The 18,637-nt window shown below is 57.1% G+C and carries 7 protein-coding genes and 5 pseudogenes; 6 read left to right on the forward strand and 6 right to left on the reverse strand.

Features of this window, described 5'->3' with window-relative positions:
• Positions 1 to 325: 325 nt before the first annotated feature.
• A pseudogene (locus LMTR3_RS16680) lies at positions 326 to 498 on the forward strand (transposase); the annotation flags it as partial.
• Between the two features lie 317 nt (positions 499 to 815).
• Positions 816 to 1,085, forward strand: a pseudogene (locus tag LMTR3_RS16685) (integrase core domain-containing protein); the annotation flags it as partial.
• 915 nt (positions 1,086 to 2,000) lie between these two features.
• Here LMTR3_RS16685 and LMTR3_RS16690 read toward each other — a convergent pair.
• The 4 genes from LMTR3_RS16690 to LMTR3_RS16710 form a co-directional block, all read right to left on the reverse strand.
• Complete coding sequence (locus tag LMTR3_RS16690) at positions 2,001 to 2,891, reverse strand: crotonase/enoyl-CoA hydratase family protein (protein ID WP_065746176.1); 891 nt, start codon at positions 2,889 to 2,891, stop codon at positions 2,001 to 2,003.
• Positions 2,892 to 2,949: 58 nt separating this feature from the next.
• Positions 2,950 to 4,227, reverse strand: a complete 1,278-nt coding sequence (gene ectB, locus LMTR3_RS16695) for a diaminobutyrate--2-oxoglutarate transaminase (protein WP_065746172.1) — start codon at positions 4,225 to 4,227, stop codon at positions 2,950 to 2,952.
• A gap of 712 nt (positions 4,228 to 4,939) precedes the next feature.
• Entirely contained in the window at positions 4,940 to 7,474 is a 2,535-nt protein-coding gene (locus tag LMTR3_RS16700) for a CaiB/BaiF CoA transferase family protein (protein WP_245319915.1), read from the reverse strand.
• A 2,699-nt stretch (positions 7,475 to 10,173) separates the two neighbouring features.
• Positions 10,174 to 11,409: an acyl-CoA dehydrogenase family protein gene (locus LMTR3_RS16710; RefSeq protein WP_065746174.1), complete on the reverse strand. Its 1,236-nt coding sequence runs from the start codon at positions 11,407 to 11,409 to the stop codon at positions 10,174 to 10,176.
• Positions 11,410 to 12,528: 1,119 nt separating this feature from the next.
• Here LMTR3_RS16710 and LMTR3_RS39360 point away from each other — a divergent pair.
• Together LMTR3_RS39360 and LMTR3_RS37700 are read left to right on the forward strand one after the other, a co-directional pair.
• A complete protein-coding gene (locus LMTR3_RS39360; RefSeq protein WP_283809303.1) occupies positions 12,529 to 12,954 on the forward strand; it encodes a glutamine amidotransferase-related protein in 426 nt (141 codons plus the stop codon).
• Between the two features lie 557 nt (positions 12,955 to 13,511).
• Positions 13,512 to 13,622, forward strand: a pseudogene (locus LMTR3_RS37700) (SDR family oxidoreductase); the annotation flags it as partial.
• 3,209 nt (positions 13,623 to 16,831) lie between these two features.
• Here the strand turns inward: LMTR3_RS37700 and LMTR3_RS40295 are convergent.
• The gene (locus LMTR3_RS40295; RefSeq protein ID WP_084029670.1) at positions 16,832 to 17,068 is read right to left on the reverse strand and encodes a transposase; all 237 of its coding nucleotides are present in this window, start codon (positions 17,066 to 17,068) and stop codon (positions 16,832 to 16,834) included.
• Between the two features lie 275 nt (positions 17,069 to 17,343).
• On the opposite strand from LMTR3_RS40295, the gene LMTR3_RS38575 reads away from it, so the two are divergent.
• Complete coding sequence (locus LMTR3_RS38575; protein ID WP_176721926.1) at positions 17,344 to 17,694, forward strand: hypothetical protein; 351 nt, start codon at positions 17,344 to 17,346, stop codon at positions 17,692 to 17,694.
• 108 nt (positions 17,695 to 17,802) lie between these two features.
• On the opposite strand, the pseudogene LMTR3_RS39365 reads toward LMTR3_RS38575, so the two are convergent.
• Positions 17,803 to 18,110: pseudogene (locus LMTR3_RS39365) on the reverse strand (IS110 family transposase); the annotation flags it as partial.
• A 106-nt stretch (positions 18,111 to 18,216) separates the two neighbouring features.
• Between LMTR3_RS39365 and LMTR3_RS40300 the strand changes: the two are divergent.
• A pseudogene (locus LMTR3_RS40300) lies at positions 18,217 to 18,473 on the forward strand (integrase core domain-containing protein); the annotation flags it as partial.
• Positions 18,474 to 18,637: the final 164 nt, after the last annotated feature.

Below are 18,637 nucleotides of genomic sequence, written 5' to 3' on the forward strand. Positions count from 1 at the left end.
CTCGATCCACTGGCTGTACAGAGCTGATAATGTTCTGAACCGCGCAGGCGCAGGTCGATCGAGAAACTCCCGGCCATCTAGGCGTGACATGGCGACTTGCTCGTCGGTGTAGGCGATCTATCTAGTGTTTCTCTGAGCTGTTATCAATTGCGAACGGCCCGCACATAACTCCCACGCCGATGACCAAATGTGCGCCGGGCGCGGGCACCGTGACCTTACCCCACGGGCTTAATCCAGTTTGAAGTTCGTTCTGGCCCAGGACAAGGACCAGAGCATGAAGCGCAGCTGCTTTTCGGAAGAGCAGATCATCGGAATTTGAAGGAGCATGGTGTCGGTCGCCGATCTGTGCCGCAAGCATGGCGTCAGCAACGCCAGCATCTACAAATGGAAGGCGAAGTTCGGTGGAATGGAAGTGTCGGAGGCCAAGCGGCTGAAGACCCTGGAGGACGAGAACACACGGCTGAAGCGGCTCTTGCCGACGCCATGCTGGACAACGCGGGGGCCTTAGCTGGCGGAATCAATCTCACATCGTGTCCGAACCGCCGAATCTCACGCGCCCAGTGGTGAACGGTGGCGCAGGCCTCGAAGCCCACCAGGCACGGTGCGAGCGAGGAGAAGAACGACATGATCTCGCCTCACCTAGGCGCTAGGCGATTGGTCACGGCCTTGGCTGTCAACTGCATGGATGTGAAAGACGTGTTTCGACATGTCCAATCCAATTGTCGCGACTTCCATTGGTGAATTTCTCCTGTTAGCGGGTTTGTCTATCGCCATTATATCGCCGGCGCCGAGGGAGCGGGGCCGTCTTCCACATCAGCGGCCCGCTGCGGGATGAACTGTTGAACGAGACGCTGTTTACCTCGTTGGCCCAGGCCCGCGTCGCGCTTGGATGCTGGCGCGCCGACTACAACGATGCACGCCCACACTCGCGGCTCGAATGGAAGACGCCGTCCGAGTTCGCCTTCACCTGCTATCCGCGCCGGGATCTGGCGCGGCGCTATGCCGAGGGCTCCGCGCCAGCTCCCGTCGCTACCACCGCCCAACCGGGCAAATCCAATAGCCGGAGCGAACTCGGGATTGGATAAAACTTGGGGGCAAGGTCAACCGCTAAGGGGCGTCTCGGGCGACCTCGAATCCAGGTAGATGGTCATCGATCATGGTCGCGGTCACGAATCCCAACCCGGAACCAGATATCCAAATGGAAAAAAAGGGCCACCCGTAAACTACGAACCTTGCCCCCAATTAGCTCTTAAGGCTTAGCCGACACGATAAAGACGTCGTCGGACTCTACTCAATCCGCCGGACAAAGGCCGTCGTGCTTTGCGTCAATGAGAACAGCCAAACTCAGACCCTCGAAAGAACCCAGCCCATGCTTCCTATCGAGTTGGCTACGTCGAGTGGTCACGCACGAGTAGCAGGTCATGGCAAGCACCCGTGTTCGCCGCCCTCAACGTGCTCGACGGCGCAATCATCGCTCACACCGCCATCAGGAGTTCCTCGCCTTCCTGCGTCCCGCGCGTTCAGCTCTTTGTCACAAGATCAAATCAGAACATTTCGCTCAAAAATTCGAAGAAATCGCTCGGCGCATATCCGCAAGGCCCTCAATGGGCTGGCGCGCAAATGATCCGTCAGCCCAGTTTATGATCCTGCAGCTGTACAGATCCGTGACGGTGGCCAGCTACAGCCAACCCGCATCGTCTCGATGTAGGTGATACCAGACCTGGGAACAGGGACGGTGAAGCTGCATTCGAGTATATTCAGGGCGAGCGGCAGGTCGTGACGGCTCTCGGTCATCCGCACCCAGCGTGGCCGCGACGTGACGCCGCATTCGCCTCCGCGCTGTGCCACCCGGCTCGCTCGTTCCCGAAGTCGCACGACGCAGTTATCTTCGACTACTTGTGGCGTGAACTCAAATCGCTCAGGCTCTCACCTCCTGACCGAACAACATCACGGACGCGCGATCCCGACTCGCGCTTCGCCTAGCCGGAACGCCGGACCGATTATTTGTACTCCCGCTCCGTCCACCAGGGAAAACAATTCGGCATGTCGACCGACACTTTGCCTTTGAACACCGCGGGCCGCTTCTCCAGGAAGGCCATCACGCCTTCTTGGGCGTCGCCGGACCGGCCGAGCGTATAGCAGACGCGACTGTCGAGCTTGTGAGCTTCCGTCGGATCATCGGCGCCCAGCATGCGCCACATCATCTGCCGGGTGAGCGCGATCGATACGGGGGCGGTTTTCCCGGCAATGTCGCGGGCGAGCGCTCGCGCCGTTGGCAGCAGTTGATCGGACGGCACTACCTTGCTGACCAGTCGGCCAGCGAGTGCTTCCTGCGCCGGGAATACTCGCGCACTGTAACACCACTCCAGTGCTTGCGCGATGCCAACGATGCGCGGCAGAAACCAGCTTGAGGCCGCCTCCGGTACGATGCCAAGCTGGGAGAACCCAAACCCAAAGCGCGCGGCTTCAGACGCAATGCGGATGTCCATCGCGAGCTGCATGTTGACGCCGATACCGACAGCCGGCCCGTTCACCGCGGCGATAACGGGCTTCAGGCATCTGAATATCCGCAATGTGAGCAGACCGCCGCTGTCGCGGATTTTCGGATCGCTGTAATCCACACTGCCGTCGGGTGACCGCTTTATCGACCCGCGGTGCGCGTCGATGTCAAATGAGTTCGCACCCGATGAGAGATCGGCGCCCGCGCAAAAGGCGCGGCCTTCCCCGGTCACGATGATGCCGCGAATGTCATCATCCTTGTCGGCCCGATCAAACGCTTCGATTAGTTCCCGACACATCGTGGCGGTCCAGGCGTTGAGCCTCTCCGGGCGGTTCAAAGTGATGGTGAGGATCTGCTCGGCGAGCTCGTATTTGATGGTCTCGTACACCACGGGGCTTTCCTTCACTTGTTATCTGGATGAACAGCGACCAACCTACCAGCACCTTGGCCTATTTCCGTGCTTCGACCAAGGATTCCTCGAAGATCTCAAGGCCTTGATTTAGTGTCTCAAGATCAATCGTGAGTGCAGGCAGGCATTTTACGACCTGATCAACGGGTCCGCATCGTTCGACAATCAGTCCCTTCTCAAATGCATTTCTTGTCATAGCCTGTGCAACCTCGGCATTTTGGCAATCAAAGCCTAACGCCATGCCGCGCCCTCGTACAGCAAAACCGTTTCCATGCTCCGATGCAATGGTCTCAAGTCGGCGCCGTATGAGTTCTCCCATGTGCCGAACCCCCTGCGAGAACGCCGGGCTACGCCAATAAATATTTATAGCTGCGGTCGCAGATACAAGTGCAAGGTTGTTTCCTCGAAAGGTACCCGTGTGTTCTCCTGGCCGCCATGCATCGAACTCCTCCTTGATCAACAACATTGATAATGGCAGACCGTATCCGCTTAGCGACTTCGACAGCACGACAATATCTGGCGACAACGCTGCGAACTCAAAGCTAAAGAAGTCGCCCGTACGACCGCAGCCCATCTGGATATCGTCAACTATGAAGAGGGCACCAACATTCTTTGCTATGGCTTGAATTGATCGCAACCACTCTTTGCTAGCTACGTTTATCCCCCCTTCTCCTTGCACAGTTTCCACGAGAATAGCAGCTGGTTTATCGATTCCACTGCTTTCGTCCAGCAATACTTTTCGCAGGTAGTCGGCCGTATCAACAGCTGGCCCAAGATAACCATCATAGGGCAGGAAAGTTGCGCCAGACAACGAAGCACCGGCGGCTGCGCGATAAGAACGATTACCGCTCGCGGCGATCGCTCCTAAGCTCATGCCATGGTATCCATGCGTGAATGAAATGATGTTTTGACGTCCTGTAACTTTGCGCGAAAGCTTTAAGGCTGCCTCAACAGCGTTAGCACCTGTTGGCCCCGTGAATTGGAACCGGTATTGCAGACTCCGCTCCAGAAGTACGACAGAGCTGAAAGTCTGCATAAATTCGAGTTTTGCAGGAGTAGCCATGTCAAGCCCATGAACTACGGCATCGGACGCTAGGTAATCAATAAGAGCCGCTTTGATCTCGTGATTGTTGTGCCCGTAGTTCAGCGCTCCAGCGCCGGAGAGGAAGTCAATAACCCTTCGACCATCCTCCGTTAACATGATGGAGCCGCGCGCTCGGCTGAAGATATCCGGAAACGAACGAGAATATGAGCGGACATTCGATTCTAGCGCTTCAAGAGCCGCCAAGCTACGTGCCTTGCCAATCACTCCACCCATGGTGGTCTCCTCTGAAAATTGAGCGGTTTAGTGAACAAACACGCTTCCTCAGCGCGAGTGGTGGACAAGCGGATCGAAACGTGCGCGCGTCTCGGCTGCTCTATACGTTGCACGACACATGTTTCCAGAACGGCTCCAATCGTTTACCTGACAACCAGGAACAACGAACCTACTAAGGTTGGTAGCATCTGTGATGAGCGACGCGTACACTGCCATCTAGGCGCGTCGATTTCGGAAAGTTGGTGGTCTATCAGATTTAGCTAAGCGATTCCGAGCTAACTCGCGAGCGGCTAACGCTGCGACGCGCAGCTGATCTAAGCAGCGCTTCAATCCTGAAAACTGGAACTAGCCCAATCACAGCGCAACTTGCGGATAGTCGCAGTTCGGCACACTCACGTAACAGTCTGGTCAACGCCCTTTACAGCTTAGCCGTCGAATGCCAAGCGGGCGCTGCAGGAGATGCGGGTTGTCCGAGACCAAAGAGGATGCGCCGGCTGCATTGGGTTTTCGTGGAAAGCTGGTCGTCAAACATCTCAAGGGGGTCGACTGCTTGATCAAGGGCGCGCTATTCGCCTTTAGGAGTTCCGTCGGAGTCACTCAAGGCATCAACGCACGACAAACATCATCGATGTCGTGTTGCGCGACGGTGTACCAGCGCAAGACTCTCCAAAACGGAAGATGGTACCGCAATCTGGACTGTGATGTCAATTTTTCAGACTGACGGCACCTTCCTTGTTTTTGCGATATCCTCTTCGGAGAGCATCGTGGTACCGATGATGCCCTCTCTCACCAATTCTGCAATCTCGGCGCCGGAGAGCCCGAGAAGCCCCGATAGGATCTCTGTGTTATGTTGTCCCAACGTCGGCGCCGCTGCGCGGATCGCGTAGGGCGCTACACCCTCGCGAATTGGCATTGAGGGCTGCGGATGCAGGCCAATGAAAGCGCGATCGACCTCCTGCAGAAATGAGCGCGACGTGAGATGCCGATCCTTGACCAGGTCAATTGGCTGGCGGGCCACGCCGGCCGCCACCTTGGCGGCCTGCAACTCGGACATGGCTTGGTCCGCATCGCGGGTGAGCGTCCACCCTTCGATGGCTTTCTCGATCACATTCTCGATATCGCGGCGGGCTTCCGCAGATTTCAGCGATGCGTCCGTGGCCCAATCTGGTCGGCCAATAAGAACGGCAAGCCTCTGCCACATCTCCGCACCCGTCGCAGCCACCACGATCCAGTTGTCCTCACCCGCGCACCGGAAACAGCCATGCGGCACGAACTGCGGATGTCGATTGCCATACCTTGGCGGTCGCATCCCGCCGATCGAGTGGACAATGGTCCATGGCGACGCAAACGGCATCATGCATTCGATTTGCGCCAGGTCAATGAACTGTCCTTTCGCGGTGTTGTGCGCGTGAATCAGTGCAATCAGAACTGCAGCGCAGCCGTTCAAGCCACCGACGGCATCTCCGAACGCAAAGTGGCTCATGAGGGGTGGCCCTTTGGCGTTTCCGACCACGGTTGGCAACCCCGAGCCCTGCTCGAGAGTTGAGCCGTAGGCCCGGCAATCGCGATGGACGCTGTTCGTGCCAAAGGCTGACATCGACAGCACGACGATCCGCGGGTTGAGCGTGCTGAGCACGTCGTACCCGAGCCCGAGCTTCGGCAGCACATCGACCGAATAATTGTCGACCACGACATCGGCTTCCGCCAACAGCCGCTTGGCTAGAGCGAGGCCTTGCGGCCGCTTCAGGTCAAGTGTGATACCGCGCTTGTTACGATTCATGACGCAGAAGCCTGGTACCATTTCGTACATCTGACCGTTAACGTAAGCAGGCCGCCTATCAACGCCGCGCCACCAGTCCGGATACTGGATGGCCTCGATCTTGATAACGTCCGCACCGAGGTCAGCCAGTGTGCGGGTACACAACGGCCCCGCCCAACCCATTGAGAAATCGATGACGCGAATTGCGTGCAAGGGCAGCCGGCCGGCATTGACGCCGCCGGACGACGCCGACGTATTATCGGTCAAGCGTCTTCGGATATTCGCGTTAGCCTGCTGCTCGCCCGGTGCCGGAACCTTTCCGCCTCGGCGCGGCGGCGTCAATGTCAGCCGCTGCATCGAGCCAGCGGTCAGGCCCTCTTCTTTGCCAAGCAGAACAGGCACGATTGCGCCGCGCGCCTTCTTCTCCGTATCCTGGAGCAGATCGGATATCTCGGGTACTGGCACCATCGGGATCCTGCGTTTCAGTCCCTCCGCAAACCACTCCCGCGCTGTCCGAGCTCTCAGCTTCGGGATGAACTGTCGTTCGATCTGCTCCACGTGTTGCAGGCGATCGGGGCTCAGAATCAGAGCCGGATCATCACGCAATTCTGACAGGCCGAGCATGTCACAAAATGCGCGCCATTGTGCCGGCGTGCCGGTCGTGATGCCGAGCCAACCATCTTTGGTTTCGTAAATGCCGGCCGGAAAGGTCGGCCAGAAGCGGTTCAAGCCAAGCCGGCACATCATGTCGCCGCGCGCAAACGCCTCGAACGCGTGATACTCGCTAAGAGCCAAACTCGATTCAAAAATGCTGAGCGACCACGACCGTCCCGTCCAGCCCTGCATTCGCGCAACTGCCGAGCAACCCGCGGCGATGAAGCCCCACAGCCCGGCAAGGATACCTGTCTGGAAATCCGGCGCGTGCATTGGCGGCCCCTCGGCCGGTCCAACCAGCTTGATGAGGCCGGCGAGCGCGCGGACGGTCGAGTCGGTTGCGGCGAACCCTGCGTAAGGACCCTCGCGGCCGAACCAGCTCGCTTCGAGATAAATCAACGCGGGGTGCCGCTGCCGGATCGCAGCGATATCGATGGAAGGGCAATCCGCGGGATCAACATCGCGGCCATCAACCAGAATGTCACAATCCTCGATGAGTGCCGTCAGCCGTGTGATCGCGTTCGGATCAGTCGGGTCGATAGTTATGCTTGACTTGTTGAAGTTCAGGAATGCGAACCAGGCGCTCTGGCCACCGGGTGTCAGAGGCGCGCTGCGGCGCAGCGGGTCGCCTGCTGGTGGCTCGATCTTCTGAACATCGGCCCCGAAATCCGCAAACAATCGCGCACAATAGCTCGTCCCCGCCGAGCTACCGATCTCGATGACCCGCAGATGCGATAACACTCCGATCGATGGCTCCATTTTCCCAATCATGCTGATGCTCCGGACACCATTGGCAACGCGATGCGCGCCTGTGGACAGCGCGAACGTCTCCATTCTCATTTGCCAAGAACACGCGCCCGAACGCTCAAATGACTTGGCACGACAGCGCCGCGTGCGACATCAAACCGAGCTGGTCGTTCCCTACAACTCTTCCGGTCTGCTCGACCGGCCGCCATGCTGCAAACGAACTAAACCACTAACTGTGTTGCTGGGTCAGCTACCAAATCAAATAGCCCGCGCGTAGCAGCGCCAGTTGCAGCCCGTCCGCCAAAATTCCGCTTCGCTGCTCCATTGGTCGATATCGAGGCTAATCATCGCTTCCTTGTCTGTCGCGGGACGGGCGGCCATACACGACAGGCTGCCGTTGCCGTCGTATCGCTCGGCTATCGCCCCAGCGTAGTAGCTCGATGCCAACAGGCAAGCTTCGTCCTTAAATCAAATGCCGCGTGGTGCAGGCCGAATCGATGCATTGCCGACAAAAAATGAAAGCCCCTGGCCGCGCCTCAAGCATGTAGGCGAAATCCTAAGAGCCCATCCGCGGTTTCATCTTGTCGTCCACTGAGGCAGGATTCACAGGATTGCGCGCCATCTTGATCGCCAGATTGGTCCCTTCCGTGTGGTTGAAGGTGACGGGTCGTGTCCACGGTACCTGAACTCGACATCCGGGCCAAATCCATGCGAAAATTGTGCGGTTGCCAGAATCTGTCGTCCCGGAATCCCACAAGCCAGGTATGAAGGTCCTGACAGTGCCGGCCGATTCAATGTGATTGGGTGATCTTGTAGGCTTGGGCGGCGTTGAACTTGGTCACGGTGATCACGAGCGACTCGAGAGGATTCGTGTTGCACGAGACCAAACGTTTGTATGCCGATGATGATCTGTGCTGCAATGATAATGGGATCGACGGTCTCATGCGGCTGGCCGCATGGCCTCCGCCTCCTTTCACGCAAGGTCGAGCTCATCAAGAACGGCCATAATCGAGTCATAACAAATGCCGAACTTGCCACCTTCCATGCCCGGCGCGTTGTGCATACCAAAAACTTGGCAGATGCCGAAATGGTCTACAATCCCTTCTGGACCATGCTTTGGCCGCCCCGCGCTCTTTCTCCCGCTGGCTAAAAGATCAAGGCAACAGAGCCCTTGAAGTTGCGCGAATTAAAGTGCTCGCCGCACAGAAGAGGCCACGTTTGCTAATATGCGTCGAATCTTCCTAACCTGCCACACCATCAGAACGCGCCGCAATCCATGAGAACCGGTGACGTCATGAGGGGAATCGCGGCCTATTCAGAAGGACGCTTGCCTTACGAATTCGTTCGCGCAGACGGCAGAGATATCTTTGAACGCCTTGGTGGCTACAGCGGGCGGTTTGAGACCCGCCCTAGGGACGATGGCTTACGTTCCCACGTGAGCGGTCTCAAGATAGAGGCGATCGAGAGAATACGGCGGTCGTCGCCGAGTTTCGCAAGCCTGTGTGATGCTGTACTCGAATGCAAGCCTTCAGGGGCCATCTCGCGTGTAAGGCTTTCATCCGGCGAAGCTGTCGTTTCCCGTTTCTCTGGAGAAGCGAAAAATGATTGTGATTCGGTAGTTCCGGAAGAGTTTTCGATTAGCTTTAGGAACTTGTTTGCGAGCTGCGCAGGTCCGACGACCTGAAGTTCGATATCACTCTATATTTCCTTGCACTTGCATAAATGAAGCGTTCCGCGACGCTCGACGAGATGTGCTGGACGCGTGTTCAATTCCGCGATGCTGATTCATCGAGCGACGACTTTCGGCTCGACAATTTGGCGGTTCAAACAACTACTCCCCGGAATCCGGGCAGTCCGTCTTCGCAGGCTGTGGCGCTATCACCCGTGTCCACTCGGCGCACAGGATACACTGTTCGCCAACAAGGGACCGAACGGCCGAATGTTGCGGCCGACACATCGAGAGACACATCGATTTCATGTTCAGCAACGCAAAGGCCTGCTTCTAGCGAGCGGTGAGTTGCACGGCATCACCATTCACGCGATTTCTATACCGCCCTTCGCCACTCCTCGTTGCGCTTGGCTTGGAATAGCCCAGAGTCACAACAGCAGGGCGCTGTGAGCCGGCCTCCCGGAAAACACCAGAAGAAGGAGCAAATGGCTTTCAGGCGCAAGTTGCGCATCGCGCCTTGCGGTTCTCAAAATCGAAGGAACGCGCTGACAAACGCCGTATCGCGGTCCCGAGAGGGTCAAGGCGATTTGCCGAGCCGCGTCCGCGCAAACGTGAACAAAACAAGGACGTGTCTTGGCGGGATGCGATCTCTTGGCGCCGAAAATTCGGTACTAGGACCAGCCGAAGATGGTGGTCAGCGACAACTCCAGCGACTTCATCAGTAATGAGATCCTGACCTGGGCCGATCAGGGCCGGAGTCGCGATTTTTTCCGAATCTCCCTGTTCGGGACTGGCGACCATCTCTCCTCGTCCCGACCTGGGTGGAATGGCTGCCACGCGAGGCAACGGTCAAGGCAGGCCGAAGGCCGACGCGAAACGACTCAGCCTCGCTGGCGCGAAACGACTGCAGGCTCGCTAGTGACCAGCGGCGGATCCGCCTTCGGTCGGCAGATGAGGAACTTTGGCCCTCGCGATCGCTGTTTGCCGAGCGCCGACATCGCGCGAAATCAAGGTCGACCACATGCGCCGACGGCAAGAGTTTTTAAGGCTTGCGGCGCATCGTCTCGTGCCTGAAAATGCTCTCTGAGTTCTGCTCCAGAGCGCCACTGTCTCCTTTCTAATTGACCGGAGAGTCTGCATACTTCCGGATTTCAAGTCTGGCGATGGCGCGATTGTGCACCTCGTCCGGACCGTCAGCGAGACGGAGCGTGCGGATCGAGGCATAATCACGTGCAAGGCCTGCCTCGTCGGACACGCCGGCCCCGCCAAAGGCCTGGATAGCCTCATCAATAATCTTCAGCGCCATTTTGGGAGCCGCGACCTTGATCATGGCGATTTCGAGCTGCGCAGTCTTGTTGCCGACCTTGTCCATCATGTCAGCCGCTTTCAGGCACAACAGGCGCGTCATCTCAATGTTGGTACGCGCTTCGCCAATGCGCAGCTCCCACAACGAATGCTGGACGATCTTCTTCCCGAAGGCGGTGCGCGAGGCGAGCCGCTTGACCATCTTCTCGAGCGCCTCCTCGGCCTTGCCGATGGTGCGCATGCAGTGATGGATGCGGCCCGGGCCGAGCCGGCCTTGCGCGATCTCAAAGCCCCTGCCCTCGCCCAGCAACAGATTGCTCGCGGGGACGCGGACATTCTCAAGCAGCACTTGGCCGTGGCCTTGCGGCGCATCGTCATAACCAAACACGGGCAGCATCTTTTCGATTTTGACGCCGGGCGCATCTAAGGGCACCAGGATCTGCGACTGCTGCCGGTATCGCGGCTCCTTGAAATCGGTCTTGCCCATCACGATTGCAACCTTGCAGCGGGGATCGCCCGCGCCGGACGACCACCATTTGCAGCCGTTGATGACATAATGATCGCCGTCGCGCTCGATACGGGTCTCGATGTTGGTGGCGTCAGATGACGCCACCGCAGGTTCAGTCATCAGAAAGGCGGAGCGGATCTCGCCGTTCATCAAGGGCTTGAGCCATTGTCGCTTCTGCTCCTTAGTGCCGTAGCGGATCAACACTTCCATATTGCCGGTATCGGGTGCGGAGCAGTTGAACACTTCCGAAGCCCAGCCGATGCGCCCCATTTCTTCCGCCAGCGGCGCATATTCTAAATTGCTCAATCCTGCTCCGCTGAATTCATCGTCCTCGTGCGAGGATGGCGGCAGAAACATGTTCCACAGACCCTCGGCACGGGCTTTCCTCTTCAGGTGCTCGAGCACCGGGATCACTTTCCAGCGGCCGCCCTCGCTATCCTGCTGCTTGTAAAGCTGCATGGCGGGCCGTACATGCTTTGTCATGAACGACTGGATGCGGTCCAGCCATTCCTTCTGTTTCGGCGACATCGTGAAATCCATGGGACGCTCCTTCTCTTCCAGACATGGGCCGCACTGTTCTCCGCGCCGCCCCATTCGCTATGGCCTATTGGCGCTGTTCGCGAAGACGAACGTATGAAAGGCCGGGTCTTTCCTGCCCTGCGGAAAGTACGCGTTGACGAGCCCGCCTTCAACCGAAGGTTCCAAACAAATAGTAGAGATGCAACTCCCAAGCTTGGGAGGTTATGTCAAGCGATCAGACCCGATCCGCCATTCTTCGAGGCGGCTTCATGCCGATAAAGCTAACATCGCGCAGCAATTCAGCGCCTGGTTGTCGACCTCATTTGATCCGCTTGGCTTCTACTCGCGGCTGCGATCATTGAATATGGTGCCCTTGCACCTCTCCTGCGCTACCGCAAACTAAGCATTGCATTGAGCTCACGAGAACGATTTCGAAAGTGACGGGCGATAGGTCGAAATGAACCCCATCAAAGGCACGATCACGTGTTCCGCCGACTCCAAGGAAGATCTGCGATGGGTTGAAATCCTAGCCGCGTCCGAAAAGGTCCGTGCCCGAGAACACTATCATCGACCTGCTACGTAACGATTTGTCATGCGTTTGCCCCACGGATTCCATCAAGCTTCCAGTACTGTCCAACCTCAACTCTCATGGCTCAGAGCGCCACACCGTAGATCATTTATCGGTGAACTTGGATGGACCACGACGCGTCACGCCCCCCAGACTTGCTTTCCAGGCGGCTCCATTACCGGACGCCAAAGGTTACGATCGGTGAGATCATCGCGCAAACCGAGGGTGTGGCGCGGGAAGTCAATTACGGGGCGATCGGCTTCTATGGAAACATGGAGACGGATATTACGATGCCCACTGTAACAGTGAACGACGGCCTGGCTCGCGTTTGATGCAGGTAGCGATGTAACGGCAGTGTCGAACCTCGCGGCCGAATACGACAAGTCCCCCCGCCAAAGCGCAGCGAATCCTTTGACCCATTTCGTGTCGGAACATCCGGTGCATTTTGACTGCCATCATCGGCAACTACGATTGTCCTGAACATTGCCCGCTATTCCGCGAGCTTGTGAAGCAATGGAGGTCGCCCCGAACGACGCCATAAGCGTTAGCAACTTGACCTCGCGTTGCGCGCATTGGTTCTCTCATCCGGTCGCTGCACTCTGGACTTTACCGTTCTCATCCACGAATTTTCGGGCCAGTTTCAATTCTGGGCATCTTCCTCGAACACAAAATGTATTGGGAGCGTTTTCGGAGGACGCGTGGCGAGTACACCGATGCACGGTCGGTCCTCGCACACAACACACGACTGCCAGTGGCTGTTCAAAGGAACTCCGCCCCCACTTAGCGTTAGTCGCCATCATTCTCCTGTTGTCGTGCTCCATGATATGCTCAGGCATCTCACGGTGACAGCGCATTCGGACGAAGCCGAGATCATGGCGTTTACACATGGCTCTCAATCCACGTATGGCGTGCAGCTCCATCCCGGAAACGATACTAATGAACATGGGCGCGCGCTGCTTATGAACTTCTTGCGTCTCGTAGAGACTTGTTCGGCGTGAAGATCGCCCGTGGCTTAGGTTCCCGACGCAAATCGTGATCTGCCAGTCTGTAGGGTTACTCGGTAGCTGGCTCGACGCACGGCGCAGTGTTTTGGGCGCGGCTGGAGTCCGGGGGCCCTTCGAAGCGCATCTATTCCACCAATTTCCTCCAAACGCCGGATCTGCAGCCATGAGCAAACAACGTTTCATCGAATTTGCTACCCAACGTAGAGCGTCAATCTGACTTGGCACAGATCTGACCGAGGTCCACCAATCGGAGCCCTTTCAAGCTGCTTCCGGACCAGGTTGCCCACAAACTTCCTGACACTAATAAGGCGAGCAGTATTCAGATCGACATCCAGTCATACCAGCGGGGAACAAATGCTGCCTATCCGATGATCTCGCGGGCGATTTGAACGCTGTCCAATAGACGCTGAACACCGGCTTCACGCACTGTCATCGGCATTGGCGTCGAAGTGTGGTGCCAGTTCATCAAGAATCAGATCGCCTCCCGTGGCTTGCTCAGGGGACAGAGAGATATTCCCAATCTCTAAAAAGGCTGCGCATCTTTCGCCTCAGGCGATCCCGATGAGTTTGGCCTGTTCTGCGCATTCCGATGCGGAGCCAATGGGTTTATCACCGGGCAAAACGTCCTGCTCGACGGCGGTGTCTTTCCGGGGGCGCTTTAAGAATGACGGGATAGCTAGGCTTCAGACCCGCTCCGCCGTTCTCGCCGCACCGAGCGGCTTTTCGCGACTTGTCGCTGCGCGACATCATGGCGGAGGCCAACGTCAAACCTCAACGCGGTTAGATATCACTTCGGCTCGAGGACGAACTGATCGCGCATTTTCGCAACCTGCTGCCAAACCGAACCCTTGCGCGATTTGCGAGCGGCGGCGGAAAAGGCGGTGGGTGCAGAAATCGCTGATATTGTCCGCGGCTTGATCGGACCGAGCTGGCGGCGTTGTCTCGGTGCCCACACCAGGCACTCGACTGCGGCTCGCTCATTGTTCGTACCAAGATCGAGTCGGCGCCGGCGATCCGCAGGATTAGTACCGCGAGATCGATCCTTTGCACAAATTCATCGTTTGAAGCGCGCGCTGCCCGCGCGCCGGGAGGTCGAGCTCTATTGGGACATACACTTCGCGCTCGCGATGGCGCAGCAGACCGTGCGTGACGCGAGCAGTTGACCCACTTGTCGGAAGGCATACGCGAGGTCGATGACGTCGAGAGATCGTTGCGCGCGTTGTGAGGGTGGCTGTGATGGCACTGAGTGCGGGAGAAGGTAAAGAAAACGTGGTAGTTCGAACGAAGGCAGTTGTCCTCCCTCGCCCCGCCGGGGGCAAAGCTGTGGGGAGCATGATTCAGTATGTCGTGGAGCATGTGCGGTTTTGCCGGCGTGAAGCAGGTGGCTTCTCGGTATCGAGATTCAGAAGCAGACCGAGCATACTGCCTCACGATAGCACCTGTGGGACGGCTTGCTACACCGAAATCGGCGACAGCTCTCAAGCAGTTGTGAATCATCTGGATACTATTGTGCGGAAAGCCGTCCAGGAGGTGAGACCATCTGGCGTCTTGATGTATGCGCAGCTTCGACTCCAATCTCGTTTGTCATCTCATATCGTGGGCGATACAATCCGATACCTCAGCTGATGAGCACATGAAACCCACAATGAATACCGGCTCCCGATAATTGAATGTAATCTTCGGCACTCCCATGCGGCAAATTGGCTTCTCTGCGACGAGCTGAGGCAACACGCCTATAGAGATTTCGGCAATTGCAAAGCGCAACTTCTCATCAACAGCTATCCGATAGTACTCCTTTTCAAGGAGCTCACGGCAAACTACCAGAGCTGATAGGTTGTGTGGACCGATCTAACTCCTGATCTGTTCGCAGTGGTAAACGGGAGGAAGCGGATATCCGCGCTCTCGGTTGGTAAACGGCAGCAGAACCAGACGTGGGTGCGAGGTAATGATCCGAAGCTTTCGATGAAGACTCGAGACGGCCTATGCGAACTCAAAAAAGGCGGAGATATTCGCGATGCCGTCCGCATCTGAATAGTTCGCATGCCGAAACATGCTCAACGAACGATCGAAACCACGGGCGGTACGCTAGCCGAGATTCTTGATGGTGGTGGTCTGGCAGAGCTTGCGCAGGGCGCCGCCGGGCATCGCGAACCATCAGTTAGACATGCCGATGCTCGTTGGACATAAGCCTGATCTAGTGGAGCCTCCTTTCGCCACCGCGCGGCAGGATCGGGAGACGCTCACTTGAAAAGAGGTGACACGTCGACTAGATCTTATCGACTTCGAAATCGCCAATACGAGCTCAGCTCTTAAATGTGCTCGCATCTATCCTTCATGTCGATATGAGGCATGTGCGAGTTTGCACTGCTGGGGCCAGCGAGGTCGAAACTCCTGAAACGAGTCGGAGCGCAAACCGGAAATGCTCCGATGAGCTCTAAGGAGTCACGTTTCGCCCGATGCGGATCGAACAGATGAAAATAGAAACCAGAGCAGTTACGGTCCGCAGCGTCCACCGTTCAGTTTGATACCCAGCCGCTATTTCGCTGCTGAGTTGAGCGAAATCGTTAGACTTGCGTCATCGATGGTGTTCACGCAAACGGCCAATAGCGATGATGATCACTGGTCTTGCGTTTCTCGGGCGCATTGGGCCTGACGCGGTCGCTGCAGCAGAACTGGCAAGTCGAGTCTATATTGCTGGCTTCAATCTTGGCACAGGCCTGATGACGGCAATCACACCGTGGCGGCGGAGGCGTTTGGGGCAATACGTTTCGCCATAGCTCGGACCTCACTACGTATGAACCTATGGGCGGCTCTCTTGGGTGTCGGTACCGATTATGATTTTTCCTCTGCTTGGCGAGCACATACTACTCGCTTTTGGCTAGGCTCCAACCGTGGCGCAACTGGCCCAACACTATCTGCGTAGACTGGCCTGGAGCTTGGGCCCGGCGCTCTGTTTTCTAGCAATCCGTAGTTTCATGGGAGCAGTCAATGGTCCGGAGCCAATCTTGTGGATCACGCTTGCGGCCATTTCTGTTAACGCATTTCTGGGCTATATGCTGATCTTTGGAAAAGTTGGACTGCCGCCACTGGAGACATTGGGGGCGGGTGTCGGTCGCGACAAGTTTGGAAAACTGTGCGACGTTGTTGTCCGCCTTATGGTTCACAACAATGTGGCGTCCCTTTCGGGACTATCACCCGCTTAAGCACCTGTGGCGCTTCGATTGGCCCTCGATGCGGCAGTTGTTTGTGACTGGCGTGCCGATCTCGATCAGCGTTCTTCTGGATTCTGGAGCTTTGTCTGCCGCGGCGAGCGATGGGCATGACCGGAACCTCAGCACTTGCCGCCCACCATCGCGTTCCAAGTCTACGGAACGCTGGCGATAATTCCTTCGGCATAGGCATGGCGTCCTTTGCCGCCCTTGCCCGACAATGATCCGAACTCAGCAAAGTGAGCTCGGATGGCGCAAGATGTCATGGTTCTCTAATTCCGAGCCTGCGGTCAAGACTCTCCAAACACATCCTCGCCGGGTTCATGGTTCCCTCCGTGGTAGGGGCATGCCCTCGGCATGCTGGCGTAGGATGATGCTGGGCATCGATGTGTGAAGCGCCCATGCTTTTTGAGCGTCGCAAAGCCAGGGGCGATCGCGCCAACGCCAGCGTCCCCGCAGGACCTTAGATCCCGCCGATGGTCGGCGGGAATTCGATAGTTTGCTATGCAGTTAGCATGGCGGTCTCCTTTGACCATCTAAATTCGGTACCTTCGATCTATCCGATGCAGAATGACCGCAAGCTTCCAACCTCAACCTTGGCTTTGCGCAGCCCGCTTCGTTTTGCAATCCGAATGCTCCAGGCTTTGAGCGCTCATCATTTGCTACGCGTGTGAGCAGCACATTGGCTGCCTCATAGGAGATAGCCGCGCAACATTTTGTCGCCGCACTGCGAGATTCGACCGGTCCAAGTCGATCTCGCCGGATGCGTAGCGTCGGGTCGTTAGTCCGACATAGGCTCCGACGCTTCTTGACCGTTTGAAGCGCGTAGGGTCGTCGATCGTGCAAGAAAGCAAAGAGCCGTGACAGGGCCGATACCAGGTACCGTCATGAACTGTCACACTTGCGCATTGTTGCGTGCGAGCTTCATGACCTTACAGTCGAGATCAGAAATCTGCTGCTCGATGGCTAGTCGGGCGGTGAGTAGCGGCGTTACTTACCGCAGCGGCGAGTCCCGGTCGATTTTCGATCAGCTCCGCAGCACGCGATGCGAATACGTTCATCTTTGCGAGGCCAATAACCAGCCCGAGGTTCTTTAGGAGCCCGCGGATTTGGTTCTCGAGATCTCCTTGATCTTGACGAGTAGAGCTCGGCTGACCAGCAGAGGCTTCGCCGCGTGACAGTTGAGGTCTTTGACGCGCACTTCCTTATACCATTCACATTGCGTGATGCGGGCAATGCCTACGGCATCATCGCGGTCGCTCTTGTTGATTTGCATTTTCAAAGCAACCTTGGCGGGTCTGGCGCGATACAGATGACCGGCAGCCCGAGCTTATTTAACTCAGTCCACAGCCATGTCGACGTTGCTCCTGTTTCGAGTCCGATCCGCGCGACATACGGCGCATTTGACTTGATGAATGCTGCCATCGCTTCGGGGTCGGAACGAACCATGCCTTCACGCAATCTTTCCCGTCAAATCAACAATGCAGATCGCGTTAGCTTCAGAGAAACGTCCAGTCCGACATAATGCCCCATTGCGGCTCTCCTGTCGTTGCAGGGCCCAAGAGGTGAGCCTCGTCGATCCTGGAGAGCTGATTCTGAGAGCTTCAGTATAGCTCTGGCCCGGAATACCCCATGTTCTCTGACGGACCAGCAGGCCTCTTGCGCGATGAAGCATAAAGAAGCCTTGGTTCTCGACACCCTTGATTGGAACGAACCGCATATTGGGCCAGGTGACCGCTTTCGCAGATCGCGGCCGCGTCAGCGGCGTCACCGTCGAGTCTCCCATGCCCTTTGGTGAGCGGTGGCGCAGGCCTCCATGTCGACTAGGCACGGCGCGAGCAAGGAGAAGAACGACATGATCTCGCCACGCCGTAGGCGTCGGCGACTGGTCACTTGGCATTGACTATCAACTGCATGGATATGGAATACGCGCTTCGAAATATCCTACCCAACGGTCGCGACTTCCATCGTTGAATTGCTCCTAATAGCGGGTCTCTACATCGCCAGTATATAACCGTTGCCGAGGGAGCGGGCCGTCTTCCCCATCAGCGGCCGGATGCCCGATGAGCTGCTCAACGAAACGCTGTTCTTTCTAGGCCACGCCCGCGCCAAGATCGCTGCCGAGGACCATGGACTACAACCTCCGGCACCCCCCACTCGTCACTGAAATACCTAACCCGCGCGGCCTATGCCGCCCACCCCACCGCAACGGACGATCGGCTACGCAACCCCGACCAGCTCCGCCGATCGTCCGTTGCTTCATCAACGCCACTTGGCGTACAAAATTCCGAGACTCTAGCCGCGCTGGATGAAAATTCAGGGGCAGGTCATAATGTTTTGGCAATTCAGTGCGGCATCAGCCTGTTCATTGGAGAGGTCGATGAAACGAGTAAGGTGGGATGGTCAATTCGATCTGAAAGCCGACGGCTTGGTCCCCAAAAATTCCTCGGTAGAGCAAAAACCAAAAA

This window comes from Bradyrhizobium sp. LMTR 3 (genome assembly GCF_001693485.1).
Classification (GTDB): Bacteria; Pseudomonadota; Alphaproteobacteria; order Rhizobiales; family Xanthobacteraceae; genus Bradyrhizobium.